The sequence below is a fragment of the Kinneretia sp. DJ1R-11 genome, assembly GCF_025717595.1.
Classification (GTDB): domain Bacteria; phylum Pseudomonadota; class Gammaproteobacteria; order Burkholderiales; family Burkholderiaceae_C; genus Paucibacter_A.
Map to the genome: position 1 here is coordinate 282702 of NZ_JAJIRR010000005.1, position 18971 is coordinate 301672.

Here is an 18971-nt window from a genome sequence, read left to right on the forward strand (position 1 = left end):
ATGTCGCGGCTGCGGCATGCTCGAAGCGCGCCGCTTTTTCATTCCTTTTTGCCCTCGACGCACCATGACCCAAGACGAACTCAAAACCCTGGTTGGCCAAGCCGCTCTGCAATATGTGAAGCCGGGCAGCATCGTCGGCGTCGGTACCGGCTCGACGGTGGACAAGTTCATCGACGCACTGGCCGCCAGCGAGATCAAGGTGGCGGGTGCTGTTTCCAGCTCGGTGCGCTCCACCGAGCGCATGAAGGCTCTGGGCATTCCCGTGCTCGATGCCGCCGAGGTGCAAAGCCTGGGCGTTTACATCGACGGCGCTGATGAGATCGACCATGGCGGCCACATGATCAAGGGCGGCGGCGCCGCACTGACGCGCGAGAAGATCGTGGCCGATCTGGCGCAGCAGTTTGTCTGCATCGCCGACGAATCCAAGCTGGTCCAGGCCCTGGGCAAGTTCCCGCTGCCGGTTGAGGTGATTCCCATGGCCGCCGCGCAACTGGCGCGGCGTTTTTCCGTACAGGGCGGCGTGGCCACCCTGCGCGCTGGCGTCGTCACCGACAACGGCTGCCACATCCTCGATGTCACCGGCCTGCAGATCACCGACCCGCGGGCCTTCGAGGCCGATGTCAATCAATGGCCCGGTGTCGTGACCGTCGGTGTGTTCGCGCGCAACCGGGCCTCGGTCTGCCTGCTTGGCACCAGCGAAGGCGTCAAGACACTCAGCTTTGATTGAGTGAGGTGCCTGGCCGGGCCGCTGTGCTGGCCAGGGTGTCTTTGAGGCTCGTGTCGGGGCCAGGCAATGCACGCGGCCATTGCAGCTGAACACAGGTGCCCCGGTCGGCCGGCCGGTCCGGGCTGATGACCTGGATCTGCCCCTCCATGAGATCAACCACCAGGTTGTGAACCATGGACAAGCCCAGGCCCGCACCACTCTGACCCAAACGGGTGGAGAAAAAGGGCTCCAGCACCCGAGTCAGATGCTCGGCGGCGACACCGGCGCCGTTGTCATGCCAGCTCAGCTCGATCAGCTCACGGCCTTGGCCCTGGGCCAGGTCGGGGCGCATACCTAGGGCCAGGCGCAGGCGCGGAGGCGGCTCTTGCTGGCCAGCCAGGCCGTGGCTCAAGCTGTTGGCAAACAGCTCTTGCAGCACCTGCACGCAGGCATGGGCATGACCGTAAATCTCAAGCGCCTGCGGCAACTCCAACTGCAGCAGGATCTGGCCATCCTTGAGCTGGTTTTGCCAGCTGAGGCTCAGCTCCTGGATCAAGGCGCAAAGATCGAAGGTCTGGGCGCTCTCGCTCGTGCCCTGGATGTCCAGGGACTTGAAGCGCTCCACCAGGGCAGCCACTCTTTGCAGGGAACGGTCCATCAGCGAACTGCCTTTGTGCAAGCCAGCGATCAGCTCGCTGAGCTGGCTGCGTTTGACCGTGCCCGCCGCCATGCTGAGGCTCAAGCTTTCACCCTGAGCTTGAATGGCACTGGCAGCCATGCGGGCGTTGCCCAGCGGCGTGTTCATTTCATGGGCCATGCCGGCCACCATGCGTGACAAGGCCAGCTGCTTCTCCTGCTTCATCAGGGCCCGCATGGCCTGCTCCAGCTCGGCCGTGCGTTGTTGCACCTGAGCTTCCAATTCGTCGTGGGCCCGCTTCAGGGCCGCTTCGGCTGCGGCGCGGATGCTGGCTTCGGCCTGCACCTTGGCCAGGGCCGAGGACAGCTCGGCATTGCGCTGAGCCAGTGAGCTTTCGAGCGCAAAGCCATGCTCGGCCAAGCGTTCCTTTTCCTGCATCAGACGGGGGCGCTCGATGACGGCACTCAAGGTGTCGGACATGTTCTGCGCCAGTCCGCGCATGCTGCGCACCTGCTGTTCCAACAAGGTGTCGGCGGCCCAGAGTGCGTCCTGCAGATGGCCGCGCTCCTGGCCCAAGATGCGCACGGTACGCAGCGCCACTTCCGCTGCGGCAGCATGGTTGAGTCCGCCGTCCTGAAGCGAGCGGGTGATCTCCAGCAGCCCAGCCCAGGCCGCGGTGGCAGCGCCAGCCGACGCGGAATCGTTGTGCACCTGGATCAAGGCCACCGCCAGTCGGTACCAGGCCATCCAACCGGGTCGACCCTGGTCGACTTGGGGCAAGGCGTCGACCCCGCGCAGCGCGCTGCGCGCTTCCTCGACCTCGCCCAGCGAGGCCAGCACCACGCACATATTGAGCAGGCTGATCGCCTCCATCATGCGTTGGCCTTGTTGCCGACTCAGCGCCAGGGCCTCGCGGTGCAGCTGCAAGGACTCGCGCCACCAGGTCTGCCGGGCCTGTGCATCCGGGCACCGTATGCCCATGTTGTAAGCGGCGCCGGCGGCCCCCGAGAGCAGACGGTAGCCGAAGCTGCGCTCGCGGTTGCCGGGCAGGCTCAGCTGGGCCTGGCAAGAGCGGTAGAGCTCCTCATACATCTGCGCATGGAAAAGCACATAGTGGCGCGACTCGAGCATCATCTGTTCGAGCTCGGGCTCGCCACATTCGGCGTAGAGCCGGGCCGCCATGCCAACGCTGTGCAGGGCCGCCGGGTGCAGCATCAGAAAGCTCTGCAGTGTCTGCATGACACGCCAGACCGCAGCCTCACACAGCGGCTTCTTCAAGCCCTGGGCCAAGCTCATCAGCTCACTGCAGCGCTGCAAGGCCAGCAGCGCCTGCTGCGGCTCGTTGTGCAGTTCCAGCAGCAAGGTGTAGGCCTCGATCTCGACCGCCTCGGCGCTGCTGGTCCCCAAAGTCTGCAGCAGGCGCAGCTCTTCCTTGGCCTGCAGATCCAGCCAGCCGATCAGGCCATGGCGCAAGCGGGCCAAGCGTTCGCTGACCGTGCCCATCGCGTCGCTGCCACTACGGGGCGCTTCATCGGTCTGGGGCTGCGAGCTTATGGGTTGGGTACTGCGGTGGCTGCTCATGTCTTTGTTCAAATGCGGGGCTGAGACTCGCGCAGCGGCATTTGCTGGGACGGGGCTGCGCCTTCGGCGCAGTCGGGGTGGGCGGGGAGTTCGATGGCCACTCGGCATCCCTGGCCTGCTTCGCTGTGCACGGCCATGCGGCCTCCCATCAGGGCGCAGACCAGGCTGTGCGCGGTGCTCAGGCCCAGGCCGCTGCCGCCCTGGCCGAGCCGGGCGCTGAAGAAGGGCTCCAGCACATGGGGCAGATGCTCGGAGGGAATGCCCGGCCCGTCGTCTTGCCAATCCAAGCCGAGCAGGGGCTCGCCCGACTTGAGGCCCAGCTTGACCACGATGCGGCCAGCGCTGCGTCCCGACCAAGCATGCTGAATGCTGTTGTCAAAGAGCTGCTCCAGCACTTCGTGCAGGGCGCGCCGATGACCGTGCCAGGGCAGGGCGGGCGGCAGGCCGCAGAGCTCCAGCTGAAAACCAGCGCCCGGCAACCGGCCGCGCCAAACCTCGACCCAGTCACGCAGCTGGGCTGCCAGATCGAAGTCCTGGGTGACCTCCTGATGCTGGCTGATGGCCAGGGCCTTGAAGCGTTCGACCAGCTGGGCGGCGCGCGCCAGGCCGCGGTCCACCATGGCGCTGCCTTCTTGCAGGCGTGCGAGGCTTTGGTCCAAATCGCTGCGTCGCAGCTGACCATCGCGGGCCTGCTGGCGCAGGGCCTGGCATTGGTCCTGCATGGTGCTGGCAGCCATGCGGGCATTGCCCAGCGGGGTATTCATTTCATGTGCCACGCCGACCACCATGCGCGAGAGCGCCAGCTGTTTTTCTTGCTGCATCAAGGTGCGCAGGGCGACTTCCAACTCGGCCGTGCGCTGCTGCACTTGGGCTTCCAGATCATCATGGGCACGCTTCAGGGCTGCTTCTGCCGCAGCGCGGATGCTGGCCTCGGCCTGCACCTTGGCCAGGGCATGGCTGAGCTCCTGGTTGCGCTGTGCGAGCGACTGCTCCAGCTCGCTGCCGTGGCGGCTCAGCAGCTCATTCGCCTGCAGCAGGCGCGGCCGCTCCATCACGGCATGGACGGTCTCACCGAGTGCACGTGACATCTCTCGCTTGCGTTCGCGTTCCTGTTGCAGCTGGGTCAGGCTGGCACGCAAGGCCTGGTCCATGAAGCCCCAGCGCTCACCGAAATAGCGCAAGGCGTGGAGCACGGCGTCGCGGTGGCCGACACTGACTACCGGCGCCTTGGCCAGCTCGGCGTCGAGCGCCAGCAGCGCATGCCAAGCTTCATCGCGGCTGCCTTCACGGCAGCGAAGCAATACGCCGCATAGTCGCTCCCAGAGCAGCCAGGACGCTTGTTGCAGCGGGCCGGCGCCGGCTTGGGCATGGAGCTGGCTCAAGTGTTCTCGGCAGGCGCTGCCGTGACCCAGGGTGGCATGCACCACGGCCAAGTTCAGGTGGGCCACCAGCTCGGCATAGGCCAGGCCATGGGCCTGGGTCAGACGCAGGCTTTCCTGATGGAGTGCCAGGCATTCCTCCCAGAAACAGCGCGCCTGGCCGGGGTCGACCTCTTCATTGGCAAGGTAGTAGGCAGCCGAGGCGGCATTGTTGAGCACCAGCTGACGCAGGGGCGGTGGCAGCTCGGCATGCTGCTCCAGCAGCTCTGCGCTGGTTTGGCGCAGTTCCGGGTACATCTCGGCCATGAAAAGCACGGGGCAGCGCGCCACGCGCATCAGCTGCGCCAAATCGAGGCGCTCGGCCTGCTCGTACAAGTCCATCGCGTGGGCGACGCTTTCCAGGGCAGCATGGTGCAACTTGAGTCGCGTCTGCACCCACTGAATGGCGCGCCAGCAGGCCGCTTCGGCCAGTTTGAAGCCGTGGGTCTGGGCCAAGCCGAGCAAATCTCGGCCCTTGAGCAGCAGGTCCTGGGCCTCGACCTCGGGCGCTGTCGCGAGAGCGAGTACGCGGAAAGCCTCGAGCTCCAGCGCTTGCTCGGCCGTCAAGACCTGGCCCTGCAGCAGGCTCAGGCGGTCGGAAAAAAAGGACTGTTCGAAGCTGGTGGCATGGCCCCGCGCCTGCTCCAGCGTCTGGGCGATGGCGCAGCCCTCGCTCAGGGGCGCGGGGTTGGGCATGCCAAGGCGGTCGCTGTCGCTCATGTCGGCCTGGGGAGTGAACGGCTGGCGCCCGCAGCAAGCCAAGGCGCTGGGATCGATGCTAAGCGAGGGCGTGCCGCCTCGCGTGTCGCGCAGCCGACGGTTTGCGAAAACTGTGCAGCTTTTGTCGCATCGGCGCTCATCGAGGGCATTCGGTGCGCCCGGCCCTGCGTTCAGCCCGCGCTGCGACCCTGTCTATGTCGGCGTAGCAGGAAGCGCGCCGGGTCGATGGCATCGATCAGGCTGGCTGGCAGCGACACCGGAGCCCCTGTCGCTTGGGCTGCCAGGACTTGCGCGCACAAGGCCGCCCAAGCGATGCCACGCGAGCCCAGGCCCATGCAGACCGCCAAGCCGGGCCGGCGCGGCATGAAGCGGAGCTGGTCCGGCAGGCGGCTGGCTGCCTCTTCGGCCGACTCGGTCATTGCCAGCCGTGTCAGACCACCGACCAGTGGCAGGCGGTCCGGCGTGGCCAGGCGCCAGCCCACGCGGCCGCCGCTGGCTTGCAGGCTCTCGGCTTGAGTCGGGCCCAAGCCGGACAGGTCGGCGAACTGGCTCAGGTTGTGTTCATGGTCGGCGACCCTCAACTCGGCCTCCGGGTCGTTTTCTTGGCTGGTGGCGCCGCACCAGAAGCCCTTGTCAGGGTCAGCGATGGCATAGCCTTGCCCGGCCACCGGTCGCAGCGGGCGGGGCCCGCCCTCGGCCACATGGCTGAGCTGGCCGCGCAGTCGCAGCAGCGGCAGATCCGGGGCCATTTCTTGCAGCAAGGCCTGCGCCCGGTGGCCGCCCGCCAACACCAGCAGCGGGGCCTCGCCGAGCAATTGCCCGTCCGCCCCCCAAGCCTGCCAGCCGGCATCCGTGCCCTGGCTGAGGCGCTGCACCGGGCTGTGCCAGCGCAGAGCCGCGCGGCTGTGGGCCAGCAGGGCTGCGACATAGGCGGCCGGCGGCAAGGCGCCACCGCCGGGGTAGAACCAAGCCGGCCGGGCCAGGGCCAAGCCGCTGAGCGCTTGCGCCTGTGTTGCATCCAGTGCCTGGACGTAGTCGGGCGGCAGGCTCAATCGCTCGATCAAGGCCTGCATCTGCACGGCATCACGTTCGCTCTCGACGCGCAGCAGGCCGCGTTGCAGCCAGGGCAAATCGGGCAGGCTGCGCAGCACCCGCTCGGTCTCCAAGGCAGCGGCGCGGTTGAAGCGGGCGTGGACGCCGTCGTCGGGGTTCAGCGTGCCGTGGAACAAGCCGGCCGGGTTGCCCGAGCTGGCCTGGGCCGGCCCGCCATGCTCATCGATCACCGTGCACGCGATGCCGCGCTGCGCCAAGGCCCAGGCGCAGGCTGCACCGGCCAGACCGGCACCCAACACCAGGGCCGTGCGCGCGCCCGGCGCCAGAGCCGCTCTGGCGGCCGGCTTCTGCAGCTGATGGCGCGGCAGGTAGCGGGCCACGCACATGCCACCCTTGTTGGCAAAGCCGCGCTGACGCTCGACTTCGAAACCGGCCGCCGCCAGGCCCTCGCGCACCTGCGGCGCCACGCTCCAGCTGCCGGCTGTGGCGCCAGGGGCTGCATGGCGGCCCAGAGCCTTGAGCAGGTGGCGGTCCCACATCTCCGGGTTCTGCTGCGGGTTGAAACCGTCGAGGTAAAAGGCATCGACCTCGGCCACCAGTTCGCGCAGCCAGTGCTGGGCGTCCCCGAAGCACAGCAGCAGCTGCACCTTGCCTTGCTCGAAGCTGAGGCGATGCAGATCGGGCGTCAGCGGGGGCCAGGCGGCCAGCAGCGCCGCCGCCTGCTCGGGCAGCTCAGTCTGTGCATGGGCACGTGCCAGGTCGGCGCGCAGCAAAGGGTGCTTCTCGATGCTGATGAAGACCAGGCGCTCGCAGCGCTGCGGGTCTTGGCGCCAGGCCTCCCAGGTGGCCAGGAAGTTGTTGCCCAGACCGAAGCCGGTCTCCAGGATCACGAACTCTTCGCGCCCGGCCCAACGGCCGGGCAGGCCATTGGCGCCAAGAAAGACATGCCGGGCCTGGGCCAGGGCGCCGGCGCGGCTGTGATAGACATCGCCGAAGTCCGGCGCCAGCGGTGCGCTGGGGTCGGCGAAGTCGATGCGGGCGGGTGTCAGTGTGACGAGCTTCTTGTTTCGGATCGACATCGTCAGCTCAGAAAAGGCAGCAGCAGCCACAGCAGGGCGGCGGCCAGCGCCAGGGAGCTGAACAGCACCGAGGCCACGATCAGGGCGAAGCGCGGGCCGCCGGCCAGCCAGGCGGTGAGGCTGCGCGTCAGGCTGTTGCTGGCGATGGCGGCCAGCACGCCCTGACACATCAGTCGGGCGTCGATCTGGCCGGCATGGGCCAGGCCGGCCAGTGAAGCCACCGGTGCGTGGGCATCGGCCAGACCCGTCAGCGCCACCGCGCCGAACAGGCCCGAGCTTCCGAAGCGCTGCTCGGCCCAGCTGACCACCACGGTCACCACGCTCAAAAGCAAGGCGATCAGCGCCGCTTCCTTCAGCCGCAGGGGCCCGCCGCGCTGCACGGCCTTGGCCGTCGCGGGCGCTGCGTCGCTGGCTTGCGCTTTCTGAGTAAGGCGGGCTTGGCGAGCCAATAGCAGACCGGCCCCGCCAGCCACCGCGATGCCGGCCCCGCCCATGGGCAGAAAACGCATGGCCGCCTCCGGTGCCAGGGCCAGCAGCATCAGGCTGGCCTGCAGCCAGGTGGCCGCGCTCGACATGACGGCGCCGGCCGCACAGGCCAGGAACAGCGGTGGTTCGGCGCGCGCGCGCTGGCCCATGGCGGCGATGGTGGCGGTGCTGGACACCAGACCCGACATCAGGCCCGAAAGCGCCAAGCCGGTCTGCGCACCCAGCAGACGCAGCGCCACATAACCGAAAGCCTGCAGGCCCAGCAGCAAGAGCATCAGGCCCATCAGCGAATGTGCCTTCATGCCCGCCAGCCAGGGCAGGGGCTCGGTGGGCATCAGGGGCAGCACGACCAGGGCCAGGGCTGCCAGCAGCAGTCCGTCATGCAATTCATCCTCGCGCAGCATGCGGGTGGCAAAGCGGTGCAGGGCGGTGCGGGCGCTGAGCAAGGCGGTCAGGGTGACCGCGGCCGGCGTGCCCAGCAGCGGCGCTTGCACGCACAGCACGCCGATCAAATACGTGGCCAGCAGAGCCATTTCGGTGGTCAGACCCGGGTCGCGCTCGCTGCTGCGAAAGTAAGCCATGGCCGCCAGCACCGTGATCGCCAGCGCGCCCACCGCCACCAAGCCCGGCACAGCCAGGCCATGGGCCAGGGCGCCGGCCAGGGCGGCGATGGTGAAAGTGCGCAGGCCGGCTGGCTCCTGAGCACGCGTGCCCGCGTGGCCGCGGCCCTTGTGGCGCTCGCGCTCCAGTCCGATCAAAAGCCCGCTGCCCAGGGCGGCCATCAAGCCCATGGCCAAGCCGGCTTGGGCACCAAATGCTTGTTCCAGCAGATTCATCCGAGCTCGACCGCTTCCCCATGTTGCGGCACGCGCACGCGCCAACCGAGTTCGTCTTGAATGCGGCTGCGCAAGGCGTCGCTGGCGGCGGGCTCGCCGTGCACCACGAAGACCTGTTCGGGCGCGCGCTTGAAGCCGCGCAACCAGGCCATCAGGCCGTCGGCATCGGCGTGGCCGGAGAAGCCTTCGAGATGGCTGATCTCGGCATTGACCGGCACATACTGGCCATGCAGCTTGATCTGGCGTTCGCCGACCACCATCTTGGCGCCGCGGCTGCCGCCGACCTGGAAGCCCGGGAATGCGATGTGGTGGCGGGCCTGCGGCGCCATGGTCTCGATGTGGTTCAGCACGCGGCCTCCGGTGGCCATGCCACTGGCCGAGATGATGATGGAAGGCCGGGTGCGCGGGCTGCTCATGCTGCGCGCCAGCTTCATGGACTCGGCCGATTTGCTGATCATGGTCACACCGTCGCACAGGCCCAGGGCGTCGGACGCCGGGATGCGCAGCAGCTTCTTGTGCTTGAGGGTCAGCTCGGTGGCCTCGATGGCCATGGGGCTGTCCAGGTAGATGGGTACGTCCTGGCTCAGCTCGCCCGCTTCGCGCAGGCGCTGCAGCACCAGCAGCAGGGCTTGCGCCCGGCCGACCGCAAAGCTGGGCAGCAGCACGCTGCCACCGCGCTGGAAGGTCTGGCGCAGGATTTGCGCCAGGCGTGCCTGAACGTCCTCGGGCGGGTGCTGGCGGTTGCCGTAGGTCGACTCGATCAGCAGCACATCGGCCTCTTCCAGACGCTGCGGCGCCGGCATCAGCAAATCATTGCTGCGGCCGACATCGCCGCTGTAGACCAGGGTCTTGCCGCCATGCCGCACCGTGATGGCGCAGGCGCCCAGCAGGTGGCCCACCGAAGTGAAGCGGATCTCGGCCTGACCGAGCTTGAGGCGACCGTCGCGGTGGACACCGACGAAATGCTCGATCACCTTCTTGGTTTCGCTGACGGTGTAAAGCGGCAGGGCTTTCTCGTGCTTGGAGGTGCCGTGGCGGTTGGCCTGGCGTGCGTCCTCTTCCTGCAGATGAGCGCTGTCCAGCAGCAGCACTTCGCAGAGGTCCCGGGTGGCCGAGGTGGAAAAGACCTGACCCCGGAAACCCTGGCGGCGCAGCGCCGGGATGTAGCCGCTGTGGTCGAGGTGTGCATGGCTGAGCAGCACGGCGTCGACGCTGGCAGCCGCCACGCCCAGCGGCGCCCAGTTGCGTTCGCGCAGGGTCTTGAATCCCTGGAACAGTCCGCAATCGAGCAGCAGGCGCTGCTTGCCCAGCTCCAGCAGATGGCGCGAACCAGTGACGCAGTCGGCGGCGCCGAGAAAGGTCAGCTTCATGGCAGGGCTCCCAAGCTATGCAAGGCTTCGGATTCCAGCACCTGTACGGCCGGCCCGTCTTGATGCAGAGCAAGGGTGAGTGCACGCGCCACGGTGTCCGCTTGAATCGGCCGCCAGCGCGCTGGCAGCAGGGGGCTCAAAGGGCGCAGCAAGCGCTGGCCCCAAGCCTCGCCGGCACGGTGTGTCTGGCCCAGGCCACCACGTTCGCCGAGCAGCAGGGCCGGGCGGGCAATCACCAGACGCTTGAAGTGCAAGCCCATCAAGGCCTGTTCCATCTCACCTTTGACGCGGTTGTAGAACACCCGCGAGCTCGGGTCGGCACCCAGGGCCGAGACGACGGCGCAGCGGCGTGCACCACCGGCCCGGGCGACCCGAGCGACGTGGAGCACGGCATCGAAGTCCACTTCGCGAAAAGCTTCTTGCGAGCCCGCCGCAGCAATGGTGGTGCCCAGGGTGATGTAGAGCTCGTCCGGTGCCGGAATATGGGCTGGGCCCAGATCGGGACGGCCGAAATTGACCCGCTGGGGATGCAGGTTCGCGTGGCGGCCCAGTTCGGGCGCGTCGCGTCGCAGCAGGGCGTGGACTTCCAGTGGCCGGCTCAAGAGCTCGGCCAGCAGCGCGCGGCCGACCAAGCCGGTGGCGCCGGCGATCCAGACCTTGGGCATGTGTGGGCTCAAGCGATGACTCCAATCCGCGATATGCGTGGCCTGCATCCTACGTCCGCGCGGCCATGAAAAAAGCCCGGCGTGGGCCGGGCTCGGGTCAGGGCTGAAACGTGTTCAGCGCTTGGGGCTGGTCAGGCGTGAGCCTTGGCCGCGGCCTGCGCCACCACCACCGCCGCCGCCACCACCACCTTGGGGACGGCCGCCGCCGCCACCGCCGGCCGGGCGGCCTGCAGAAGGACGTCCACCGCCGCCACCACCGCCACCGCCGGAGCGACCTTGCGGCGCGGCCGAGCGCGGGGCGCCGCCGTCACGGCTCTGGCCCGGTGCGCCACCGGGGCGCGCTCCGGGGCGGCCACCGCCACCACCACCGCCGCGCGAGTTGCCGCCACGGCCACCGCCGCCGGAGCGGCTGCCGTTGGTGTTCAGGATCATGCGGCCCAGCACGATGGGCTCGGGGCGCTCGCTCGGGTCGGGTGCGAAGCCGGCCACGATTTCCTTGGGGATCTCGCGCTTGATCAGCTTTTCGATCTCGCGCAGGAAGCCGTTCTCGTCCACGCAGACCAGGCTGACCGCCTCGCCCTGGGCGCCGGCGCGGCCGGTGCGGCCGATGCGGTGCACATAGTCCTCGGGGACATTGGGCAGTTCGTAGTTGACGACGTGGGGCAGCTGGTCGATGTCGATGCCGCGCGCGGCGATGTCGGTCGCCACCAGGCAGGTCAGGTCACCGCTCTTGAAGTCGGCCAGGGCCTTGGTGCGTGCACCTTGGCTCTTGTTGCCGTGGATGGCCATGGCGCTGATGCCTTGGTCATTCAGGTAGTCGGTCAGGCGGTTGGCGCCATGCTTCATGCGCGTGAACACCAGCACCTGGTGCCAAGGCGCTCCGTCCAGGCCGCCCTTGATCAGGTGGACCAGCAGTTCCTTCTTGCGCTCGCGGCCGACCGGGTGGACCTTCTGCGCAATCGACTCATTGGTCTGGTTGCGGCGGGCCACTTCGATCAGGGCGGGCTGGTTCAGCAGGCGGTCGGCCAGGTTCTTGATGTCATCGCTGAAAGTGGCGCTGAACAGCAGCGACTGCTTCTTCGCGGGCAGCAGGGCCAGGACCTTCTTGATGTCATGCACAAAGCCCATGTCCAGCATGCGGTCGGCTTCGTCCAGCACCAGGATCTGCACTTGTGAGAGATCCAGCGTGCCTTGCTGAGCATGGTCGAGCAGGCGGCCGGGGGTGGCCACCAGGATGTCGACGCCGTCACGCAGACGGTTGATTTGCGGCTGCATGCCCACGCCGCCGAACATCACCATGCTCTTCAGGGGCAGGTATTTGCCGTAGGTCTTGACGCTTTCTTCGACCTGGGCCGCAAGTTCGCGGGTCGGGGTCAGCACCAGGGCGCGGATGGCGGGCTTGCCGCGCTTGTTCAGCACCGGAGCGCCTTCGCTCAGGCGGTGCAGCAGGGGTAGGGTGAAGCCGGCGGTCTTGCCGGTGCCGGTCTGGGCGCCGGCCATCAGGTCGCCGCCTTGCATGACGGCGGGGATCGCTTGTGCTTGGATCGGGGTGGGGGTGGTGTAGCCGGCGTCGGCGATGGCCTTCAGCAGGGGCGCGGCAAGGCCCAAAGATTCAAATGTCATTGATTGCTTGTTGAGCGCAACTCATCGGGTGCTGGGCCGCGTGCACGGGGTGCATCGCCAGTCTTCGAGCCTGCGAAAAGGAGGGGCGCTGGAGCTCAAAAAAATGAACGCCACGGCAAGACTGGTAGCCGTGGCGACAGCTCGCAGTATAGCCGGCCAGGGTGGCGCGGCCGGGCTTCTCCCCGTGGGGCGGGCCATGAGCCGTGATCTTGTGACGCTGGGCAGCGCTGACCGTGTCGCAGATGCTGCGACAATGTGCGGTTTGGCGCCCAGCCCGGCCCACTTCAACACGGCCCGGCCTATGTCAGGCGAACCTCCGGGTTGGCCCCGCGCATTCAGCACTTCGTACCGAACCCGCACTCTCCAGGAATCACGCCATGGCGCAATATGTCTTTTCCATGAACCGCGTCAACAAGACGGTTCCCCCGAAACGTCACATCCTCAAGGACATTTCCCTGTCCTTCTTCCCTGGCGCCAAGATTGGCGTGCTGGGTGTGAACGGTTCGGGCAAGTCCACCATCTTGAAGATCATGGCTGGCGTGGACAAGGAGTACGAAGGCGAAGCCATCGCCATGCCTGGCATCAAGATCGGTTACCTGGAGCAGGAGCCGCGCCTGAACGACACGCAGACGGTGCGTGAGGCGGTCGAAGAAGGCATCGGCGGCGTGCTGGCCGCCAAGAAGCGCCTCGACGAGGTCTATGCCGCTTACGCTGACGAGAATGCCGACTTCGATGCCTTGGCCGCCGAGCAGGGTGAGCTGGAGTCCATCATCGCCGCCGCTGGCAGCGAAAACACCGATCTGCAGTTGGAACTGGCCGCTGACGCGTTGAACCTGCCGCCATGGGACGCCGTGATCGGCGTGCTGTCCGGTGGCGAGAAGCGCCGCGTGGCCTTGTGCCGCCTGCTGCTGAGCAAGCCCGACATGCTGCTGCTCGACGAGCCGACCAACCACTTGGACGCCGAATCGGTCGAGTGGCTGGAGCAGTTCCTGCAGCGCTTCCCCGGCACTGTGGTGGCCATCACCCACGATCGCTACTTCCTGGACAACGCCGCCGAGTGGATTCTGGAATTGGACCGCGGCCATGGGATCCCCTGGAAGGGCAACTACTCCGACTGGCTGGACCAGAAGGAAAAACGCCTGGAAGGTGAACAGAAGTCCGAAGACGCCCGCATGAAGGCGATGAAGGAAGAGTTGAAGTGGGTGCGCTCCAATGCCAAGGGCCGTCAGGCCAAGAGCAAGGCGCGTCTGGCTCGCTTTGAGGAACTGTCGGACGTCGAATACCAGCAGCGCAATGTCACCAACGAAATCTTCATTCCCGTGGCCGAGCGCCTGGGCAATGAAGTGATCGAGTTCGAGAACGTCAGCAAGAGCTTTGGCGACCGCGTGCTGATCGACAACTTGAGCTTCAAGGTGCCCGCCGGCGCCATCGTTGGCATCATCGGCCCCAACGGCGCCGGCAAGTCGACGCTGTTCCGCATGCTGCAAGGCACCGAGACCCCGGACAGCGGCACCGTCAAGATCGGCAAGACCGCCAAGATGGCTTTTGTGGACCAGAGCCGCGCCAGCTTGGAAGCCGACAAGACCGTGTGGCAAGACGTGTCGGGTGGCCTGGACAACATCACGGTCGGCAAGTTCGTGATGCCCAGCCGCGCCTATCTGGGTCGATTCAACTTCAAGGGCAATGACCAGCAAAAGCTGGTGGGCAGTCTCTCGGGCGGTGAGCGCGGCCGTTTGCACCTGGCCAAGACCCTGGCCCAGGGCGGCAACGTCTTGATGCTCGATGAACCGTCGAACGACCTGGACGTCGAAACCCTGCGCGCGCTGGAAGAGGCGCTGCTGGAGTTCGCTGGCTCAGCCATGGTGATCTCCCATGATCGCTGGTTCCTGGACCGCATCTGCACCCACATCCTGGCCTGCGAAGGCAATTCGCAGTGGTTCTTCTTTGACGGCAACTTCCACGAGTACGAAGCCGACAAGAAGAAGCGTTTGGGCGAAGAAGGCGCGCGCCCCAAGCGCATGCGCTTCAAGCCGATTAAGTGATGCTGCCAGCCACCGTCCTGTGCAGTCAGGAGGGTGTTCGCGGCTGAACGAAAGAGCGCCTGTGGGCGCTCTTTTCATTGGCGCTGGGCATTCACAGATCTTTACTGCCGGGGCACAGCAGGCTTACGTGCGGGGCTGAAGATTCATTCACCCCAACCCCGACGGAGATCTGTCATGTCCCAGCTGAATCTGAAGAAGTTGTTTGCCCTCGGCGCCGTGGCAGCCAGCTTGTCGCTCGCCGGCTTCCAGGCGCAGGCTCAAGGCCCCATGGGTCACCGTGGTGGCCACGAGATGATGGCCATGGGCGGCGGCCATGTTGAGCACATGCTGGATATGGTGGACGCGAGCGATGCGCAGCGCAGCCAGATCAAGCAAATCATGGACGCCGCGCGGGCCGATATGAAGGCCGAGCACGAAACCTCTCGCAAGCTGCGCGATCAGGCGCAGACTCTGTTTGCCGCGACCAATATCGACGCTGCCGCCATCGAGGCCCTGCGCATTCAGATGAGCGCTCACCATGAGGTGATCAGCAAGCGCATGAGCCAGGCCATGGTGGACGCCGCACGCGTGCTGACCCCGGAGCAGCGCGCCAAGATGGCCGAGCGCATGAAGAAGATGCAGGCTCGCATGGCAAAGCACATGGAGATGCAAGGCGGCAAGCATGGCAACTGAGTTGCCGCGCTCGTTTATGCTCGGCGGCGTCGCGCAGTTTGAGCCTGCGCCGCGACGAGGCCGGCGAATGGTCTCGGCCACTTTCCCTTTTGCATCCGCCATGAGTTCCAGACTGCTGCTGATCGACGACGACACCCGGCTCACCGCCATGTTGTGCGACTACCTGAGCGCGGCCGGCTTCGAGGTGACTCTGGCCGCCTCCCTGGCTGCCGGTCGTGTCGCCGTGGCCGAGCAGGCCTTTGATCTGCTGGTGCTGGACCTGATGCTCCCAGATGGTGACGGTCTGGATTTCTGCCGTGAACTGCGCAGCGACGCGCTCACGCGCCGCCTGCCTGTGCTCATGCTCTCGGCTCGTGGTGAACCCATGGACCGCATCCTGGGCCTTGAACTCGGCGCCGACGATTACCTGGCCAAGCCATTCGAGCCACGTGAGCTGCAAGCCCGCATCAAAGCCCTGCTGCGCCGCGCCGAACCCGAGGCGCCGGCCGATGATGTGCTTCGCTTTGGTCGCCTGGAGATTGACCTGGCTGCACGCATGGCGCGCCTGGACGGCAAGCCGCTCGATTTCACCGGCCATCAGTTCGATCTGCTGGTGGTGCTGGCGCAAAGCCCAGGCCGCGTGCTTTCGCGTGACCAGATCATGGACGCCCTCAAGGGCCATCCGCTCGATGCCTTCGACCGCTCGATCGATGTTCACATCTCGCGCATCCGCGCGCTGATCGAAGAGGATCCCAAAACGCCGCGCCGGGTGTTGACGGTGCGCGGTGCCGGCTATGTGTTCGCCCGCAAGCAGGACGCCGACCATGGCCATTGAGGCGCGATGCCGCTGGAGCATCTGAGATGAGGTCGCTGTACCTGCGCATCTACCTGACCTTGGTGGTCGTGCTGCTGGCCTTTGCTTTTGGCTCGGCGTGGTTGTTCCAGCGCCATTTCGAGCAGGAGCGCGGCAGTTTTGAGTCCTCGGCCAACGAGCGCATGTTGGCACTTGCCGAACTGATCCATGGCTCCTTGCCGCCCGCTTCAGCGCCCCGCTCTGAGCAGGCTGAGGCCTTGCAGGAATGGGGGCAGCGCCTGCATATGGCCATCGCACTTGTTGATGAGCGTGGCGAGCGCATCGCCGCTTCTGAGGAATTCTCTGAGCGTGAAGGCATGCCGGGCCCCGCCAGCTTGCGCGTGCCTTTGGAAGATCACCGCAGCCTCCTGGTGATGCGCGGTGGCTTTCGCATGGGGCCGGGCGCACGTATGGGCGGTGGTCCTGGGCCGGATCGGCCTTTCTTCAAACGAGGTGACAACGCGCCCTTGGCCTGGGGCCTGCCCTTCTTCGGGCCTCGACCCAATGGGCAAATTCTGTTGGTCCTGCTTGTGCTGCTGTTCTTTGGCGTAGCCCTCGGGGCCTACCCGGTGGTGCGACGACTGACTCGGCGTCTGGAAAGCCTGAAGGCCGGTGTCGAGCAGTTTGGTTCGGGTCAGCTGACGCAGCGTGTCGATGACAGCGGCAGCGATGAAGTGGCAGCGCTGGCCGGCAGCTTCAACCGCGCCGCGGCGCAGATCGAGACCTTGCTGCGCTCTCAGCAGTCGCTGTTGGCCAATGCCAGCCATGAGCTGCGTTCGCCACTGGCTCGGCTGAAGATGGCTTTTTCCATGCTGGACAACGCCGGCCCGGAGCAGCGCGTGCGCCTGCAGGCCGAGATTCATACCAATATTTCAGAGCTGGACGCCCTGGTCGAAGAGGTGTTGCTGGCCAGTCGCCTGGAAGCGGCAGCTCGCGCGGCGACGCCGGCCTTGCATGAGTTCAAGGTTGACTTGATGGGACTGGCGGCGGAAGAGGCGGCGCGCAGCGCGGCGGACTTTCAGCCCGCTGCAGGCTTGACCGAACTGGTGGTACCTGGCGACGAACGACTGCTGCGCCGCGCCCTGCGCAATCTGCTGGAAAACGGCAAGCGCTACGGTGGGCAGGAGCTCTTGCTGGAACTCGCGCGCGACAGCGAGGGCCAGGCCGAGCTGCGCATCAGCGACCGCGGTCCCGGCGTGCCCGAGGTCATGCGTGAACGAATCTTCGAAGCATTTTTCCGCCTGCCCGGCCATGCCGAACAGGCCGGAGGGGTGGGACTCGGCCTGAGTCTGGTCAAGCAGATCGCGCTGCGCCATCAAGGCCAGGTGCGCTGCGAAGCGCGGCCCGGCGGTGGCAGCGTGTTCGTCTTCAGCCTGCCGACCGAGGCGAACTGAGGGCAGCAGTGGCCTGCTCGCGTTCTTCCTGCCGATGCACCCAGGCCAGGAAGGCGCTCAAACCCACGGCTGCCAGCACCAGGCCGGCGGTGGCCGCTGACCAGAAGCCGCGCGCGCCCTGGAACTCGGCCGGGATCGAGGGGCTGTGGCCGAAGGCCAGCCAGTAGCCGCCGCCCAGGCCCACGCCCCAGATCGCCAGGGCGTAGATGACCATGGGTGCGGTGGCGATGTGGTGGGCGCGAAGCACGAAGGCTGCCAGGGTCTGCCCGGCATCGGCCACGTGAAAAAGCCAGACCCAGAGCAGCAAGGGCAGGGCGGCGCCCAGGATCACCGGGTCGCTGGTGTACAGGCCCAGCACCGCTTCGCGTGCAAAAAACACCAGGGCACCGATCAGGAAGGACGCGGCCAGGCCGATCTCCAGCCCATGCCAGCCCAGGCGCCGTGCGCCGGCCGGGTCATGGGCGCCGACCGATTGCGCCACAAGGGTGCCGGTGGCATTGGCCAGGGCCAGCGGCAGCATGAACATCAGGCTGATCAGATTGACCGCCAGCTGGTGGCCGGCCACCGGCGTGGCACCCAGGCGGGCAATGAAGATGGCCATGAAGGTGAAGCCGGTCACCTCGATCAGAATGGAGCCGCCCATGGGCACGCCCAGTTTGAGCAGGGCGCGGATGTCGGGCCAGTGGGGGGCTTGCAGGCCGCCGCGGCGCAGACCGAAGGGCTCGTAAAAAGGGTCTCGCCGCATCCAGGCGAAGGCGATGGCGGCCTGGGCCCACATGGCGATCGCCGTGGCAATGCCACAACCCAGGGCGCCCAAGGCTGGCACCTGCCAAGGGCCGAGCGCAAAGCCTTGAATGAGCAAGAGGCTCAGCGGCAGCTTGAGCAGCAGGCCGCCGACCTGCAAGGCCATGACCGCCTTGGGCCGGGAAACCGCCACATTGAAGCCGCGGAAGGCGGTAAAGAACAGCGTGGCCGGCAGGCTGGCGGCCAGTGCCATCAGGTAATGGCGTACCTTGGCCTCAACCTCGGGGCTGGCCTGCGACACCGCCAGAAAGGGCTCGGGCAGCAGCAGGATCAGGCTGCCCAAGCCCATCAAGCCGAGGCAGAGCCACAGCGTCTGATGCAACTGCGCCCCGGCTTCCCGCATCTGGCCGGCGCCGAACAGGCGGCCGACGATGGGGGAAATGGCCAGCACCACGCCCATCAAGCCCACGAAGACGGTGATGAAGATCGCGCTGCCCACGGCCAGTGCAGCCAGGTCGACGGCCGAGTAACGGGCCACCAGCACGGTGTCGATGGTGCTGAAGGCGAGCACGGCAAGCTGCCCGACCAGCACCGGCCAGGCCAGCGGCGCGATGCGGCGCAGGCTCTCGAGATGGGCTCGGCCCATCATGCCGGGTCCGCCGGAGTCTGGGGGTCTTGCAGCTGCGGGTGATCGACGCCCTTGAACTCGCGCGCCCGCTCGGCATAGCGGTTGAAGCGCCAGGCTGTGCCTTCCTGGGTGATGCGGCGCCAGGTGATGCGCTTCTCGGCCGGCGTCATCATCGGCCAGTGCTGCACTTCGTCAAAGGTGCGGCCGCAGCCCTTGCACAAGGCGTCGCCCTGGCTGGTGGAACAGATGGCGATACAGGGCGCGTCGGGTGTGCTGTCGTACCAGCGCAGCCAGGCAGCCTTGGCGACGGCGGGCATGCTGTCTTCGTCGCACTCATGATCGCGGTGGTAGACCAGCAGGCCGTAGACCTCGGCCAGGGCTTGCACCTCGGGGCAGGCGCTCAGGCCGTCGGTCGACGGGTGACGCTCGCGCCACCAATTGATGGCGGCCTCAATGTCGGTGATGTGGATGCCGCTCATGCGGGT

14 protein-coding genes are annotated in these 18971 nt (G+C 66.8%); 5 read left to right on the plus strand and 9 right to left on the minus strand.

Annotated elements, in window-relative coordinates; all coding sequences use genetic code 11:
* The first annotated feature begins 64 nt into the window (after nucleotides 1-64).
* Nucleotides 65-727 (plus strand): ribose-5-phosphate isomerase RpiA, encoded by a 663-nt coding sequence (gene rpiA / locus LNV23_RS11600; RefSeq protein ID WP_263563123.1) that lies wholly within the window; start codon nucleotides 65-67, stop codon nucleotides 725-727.
* Here the strand turns inward: rpiA and LNV23_RS11605 are convergent.
* The 7 genes from LNV23_RS11605 to LNV23_RS11635 all read right to left on the minus strand — a co-directional run bounded on the left by LNV23_RS11605 (nucleotide 714) and on the right by LNV23_RS11635 (nucleotide 12174).
* A complete protein-coding gene (locus LNV23_RS11605; protein WP_263563124.1) occupies nucleotides 714-2924 on the minus strand; it encodes a sensor histidine kinase in 2211 nt (736 codons plus the stop codon). The two genes, rpiA and LNV23_RS11605, sit on opposite strands and share 14 nt — an antisense overlap.
* A gap of 8 nt (nucleotides 2925-2932) precedes the next feature.
* Entirely contained in the window at nucleotides 2933-5062 is a 2130-nt protein-coding gene (locus tag LNV23_RS11610; RefSeq protein WP_263563125.1) for a sensor histidine kinase, read from the minus strand.
* 170 nt (nucleotides 5063-5232) lie between these two features.
* Nucleotides 5233-7194, minus strand: a complete 1962-nt coding sequence (gene mnmC / locus LNV23_RS11615; RefSeq protein ID WP_263563126.1) for a bifunctional tRNA (5-methylaminomethyl-2-thiouridine)(34)-methyltransferase MnmC2/FAD-dependent 5-carboxymethylaminomethyl-2-thiouridine(34) oxidoreductase MnmC1 — start codon at nucleotides 7192-7194, stop codon at nucleotides 5233-5235.
* Between the two features lie 2 nt (nucleotides 7195-7196).
* Nucleotides 7197-8516, minus strand: coding sequence for an MgtC/SapB family protein (locus LNV23_RS11620; RefSeq protein ID WP_263563127.1), 1320 nt, complete (start codon nucleotides 8514-8516; stop codon nucleotides 7197-7199).
* The gene (locus LNV23_RS11625) at nucleotides 8513-9886 is read right to left on the minus strand and encodes an MBL fold metallo-hydrolase RNA specificity domain-containing protein (RefSeq protein WP_263563128.1); all 1374 of its coding nucleotides are present in this window, start codon (nucleotides 9884-9886) and stop codon (nucleotides 8513-8515) included. The genes LNV23_RS11620 and LNV23_RS11625 overlap by 4 nt, the downstream gene beginning before the upstream one ends.
* Nucleotides 9883-10563, minus strand: coding sequence for an NAD(P)H-binding protein (locus LNV23_RS11630; protein WP_263563129.1), 681 nt, complete (start codon nucleotides 10561-10563; stop codon nucleotides 9883-9885). Before LNV23_RS11630 ends, LNV23_RS11625 begins: the two co-directional genes overlap by 4 nt.
* 102 nt (nucleotides 10564-10665) lie before the next feature.
* Entirely contained in the window at nucleotides 10666-12174 is a 1509-nt protein-coding gene (locus LNV23_RS11635; RefSeq protein ID WP_263563130.1) for a DEAD/DEAH box helicase, read from the minus strand.
* Between the two features lie 377 nt (nucleotides 12175-12551).
* Between LNV23_RS11635 and ettA the strand changes: the two genes are divergently transcribed.
* The 4 genes from ettA (at nucleotide 12552) to LNV23_RS11655 (ending at nucleotide 17114) form a co-directional block, all read left to right on the plus strand.
* A complete protein-coding gene (gene ettA, locus LNV23_RS11640) occupies nucleotides 12552-14216 on the plus strand; it encodes an energy-dependent translational throttle protein EttA (protein ID WP_263563131.1) in 1665 nt (554 codons plus the stop codon).
* 174 nt (nucleotides 14217-14390) lie between these two features.
* Complete coding sequence (locus tag LNV23_RS11645) at nucleotides 14391-14888, plus strand: Spy/CpxP family protein refolding chaperone (RefSeq protein ID WP_263563132.1); 498 nt, start codon at nucleotides 14391-14393, stop codon at nucleotides 14886-14888.
* Nucleotides 14889-14988: 100 nt separating this feature from the next.
* Nucleotides 14989-15702: a response regulator gene (locus LNV23_RS11650; RefSeq protein WP_263563133.1), complete on the plus strand. Its 714-nt coding sequence runs from the start codon at nucleotides 14989-14991 to the stop codon at nucleotides 15700-15702.
* Nucleotides 15703-15728: 26 nt separating this feature from the next.
* Nucleotides 15729-17114 carry a HAMP domain-containing sensor histidine kinase gene (locus tag LNV23_RS11655; protein ID WP_263563134.1) on the plus strand — a complete coding sequence of 462 codons (1386 nt, stop codon included), beginning with the start codon at nucleotides 15729-15731 and terminating at the stop codon, nucleotides 17112-17114.
* On the opposite strand, the gene LNV23_RS11660 is transcribed toward LNV23_RS11655, so the two are convergent.
* Nucleotides 17089-18507 carry an MATE family efflux transporter gene (locus LNV23_RS11660; protein WP_263563135.1) on the minus strand — a complete coding sequence of 473 codons (1419 nt, stop codon included), beginning with the start codon at nucleotides 18505-18507 and terminating at the stop codon, nucleotides 17089-17091. The genes LNV23_RS11655 and LNV23_RS11660 overlap by 26 nt on opposite strands.
* Nucleotides 18504-18965 (minus strand): DUF3717 domain-containing protein, encoded by a 462-nt coding sequence (locus LNV23_RS11665; protein ID WP_263563136.1) that lies wholly within the window; start codon nucleotides 18963-18965, stop codon nucleotides 18504-18506. The genes LNV23_RS11660 and LNV23_RS11665 overlap by 4 nt, the downstream gene beginning before the upstream one ends.
* Nucleotides 18966-18971: the final 6 nt, after the last annotated feature.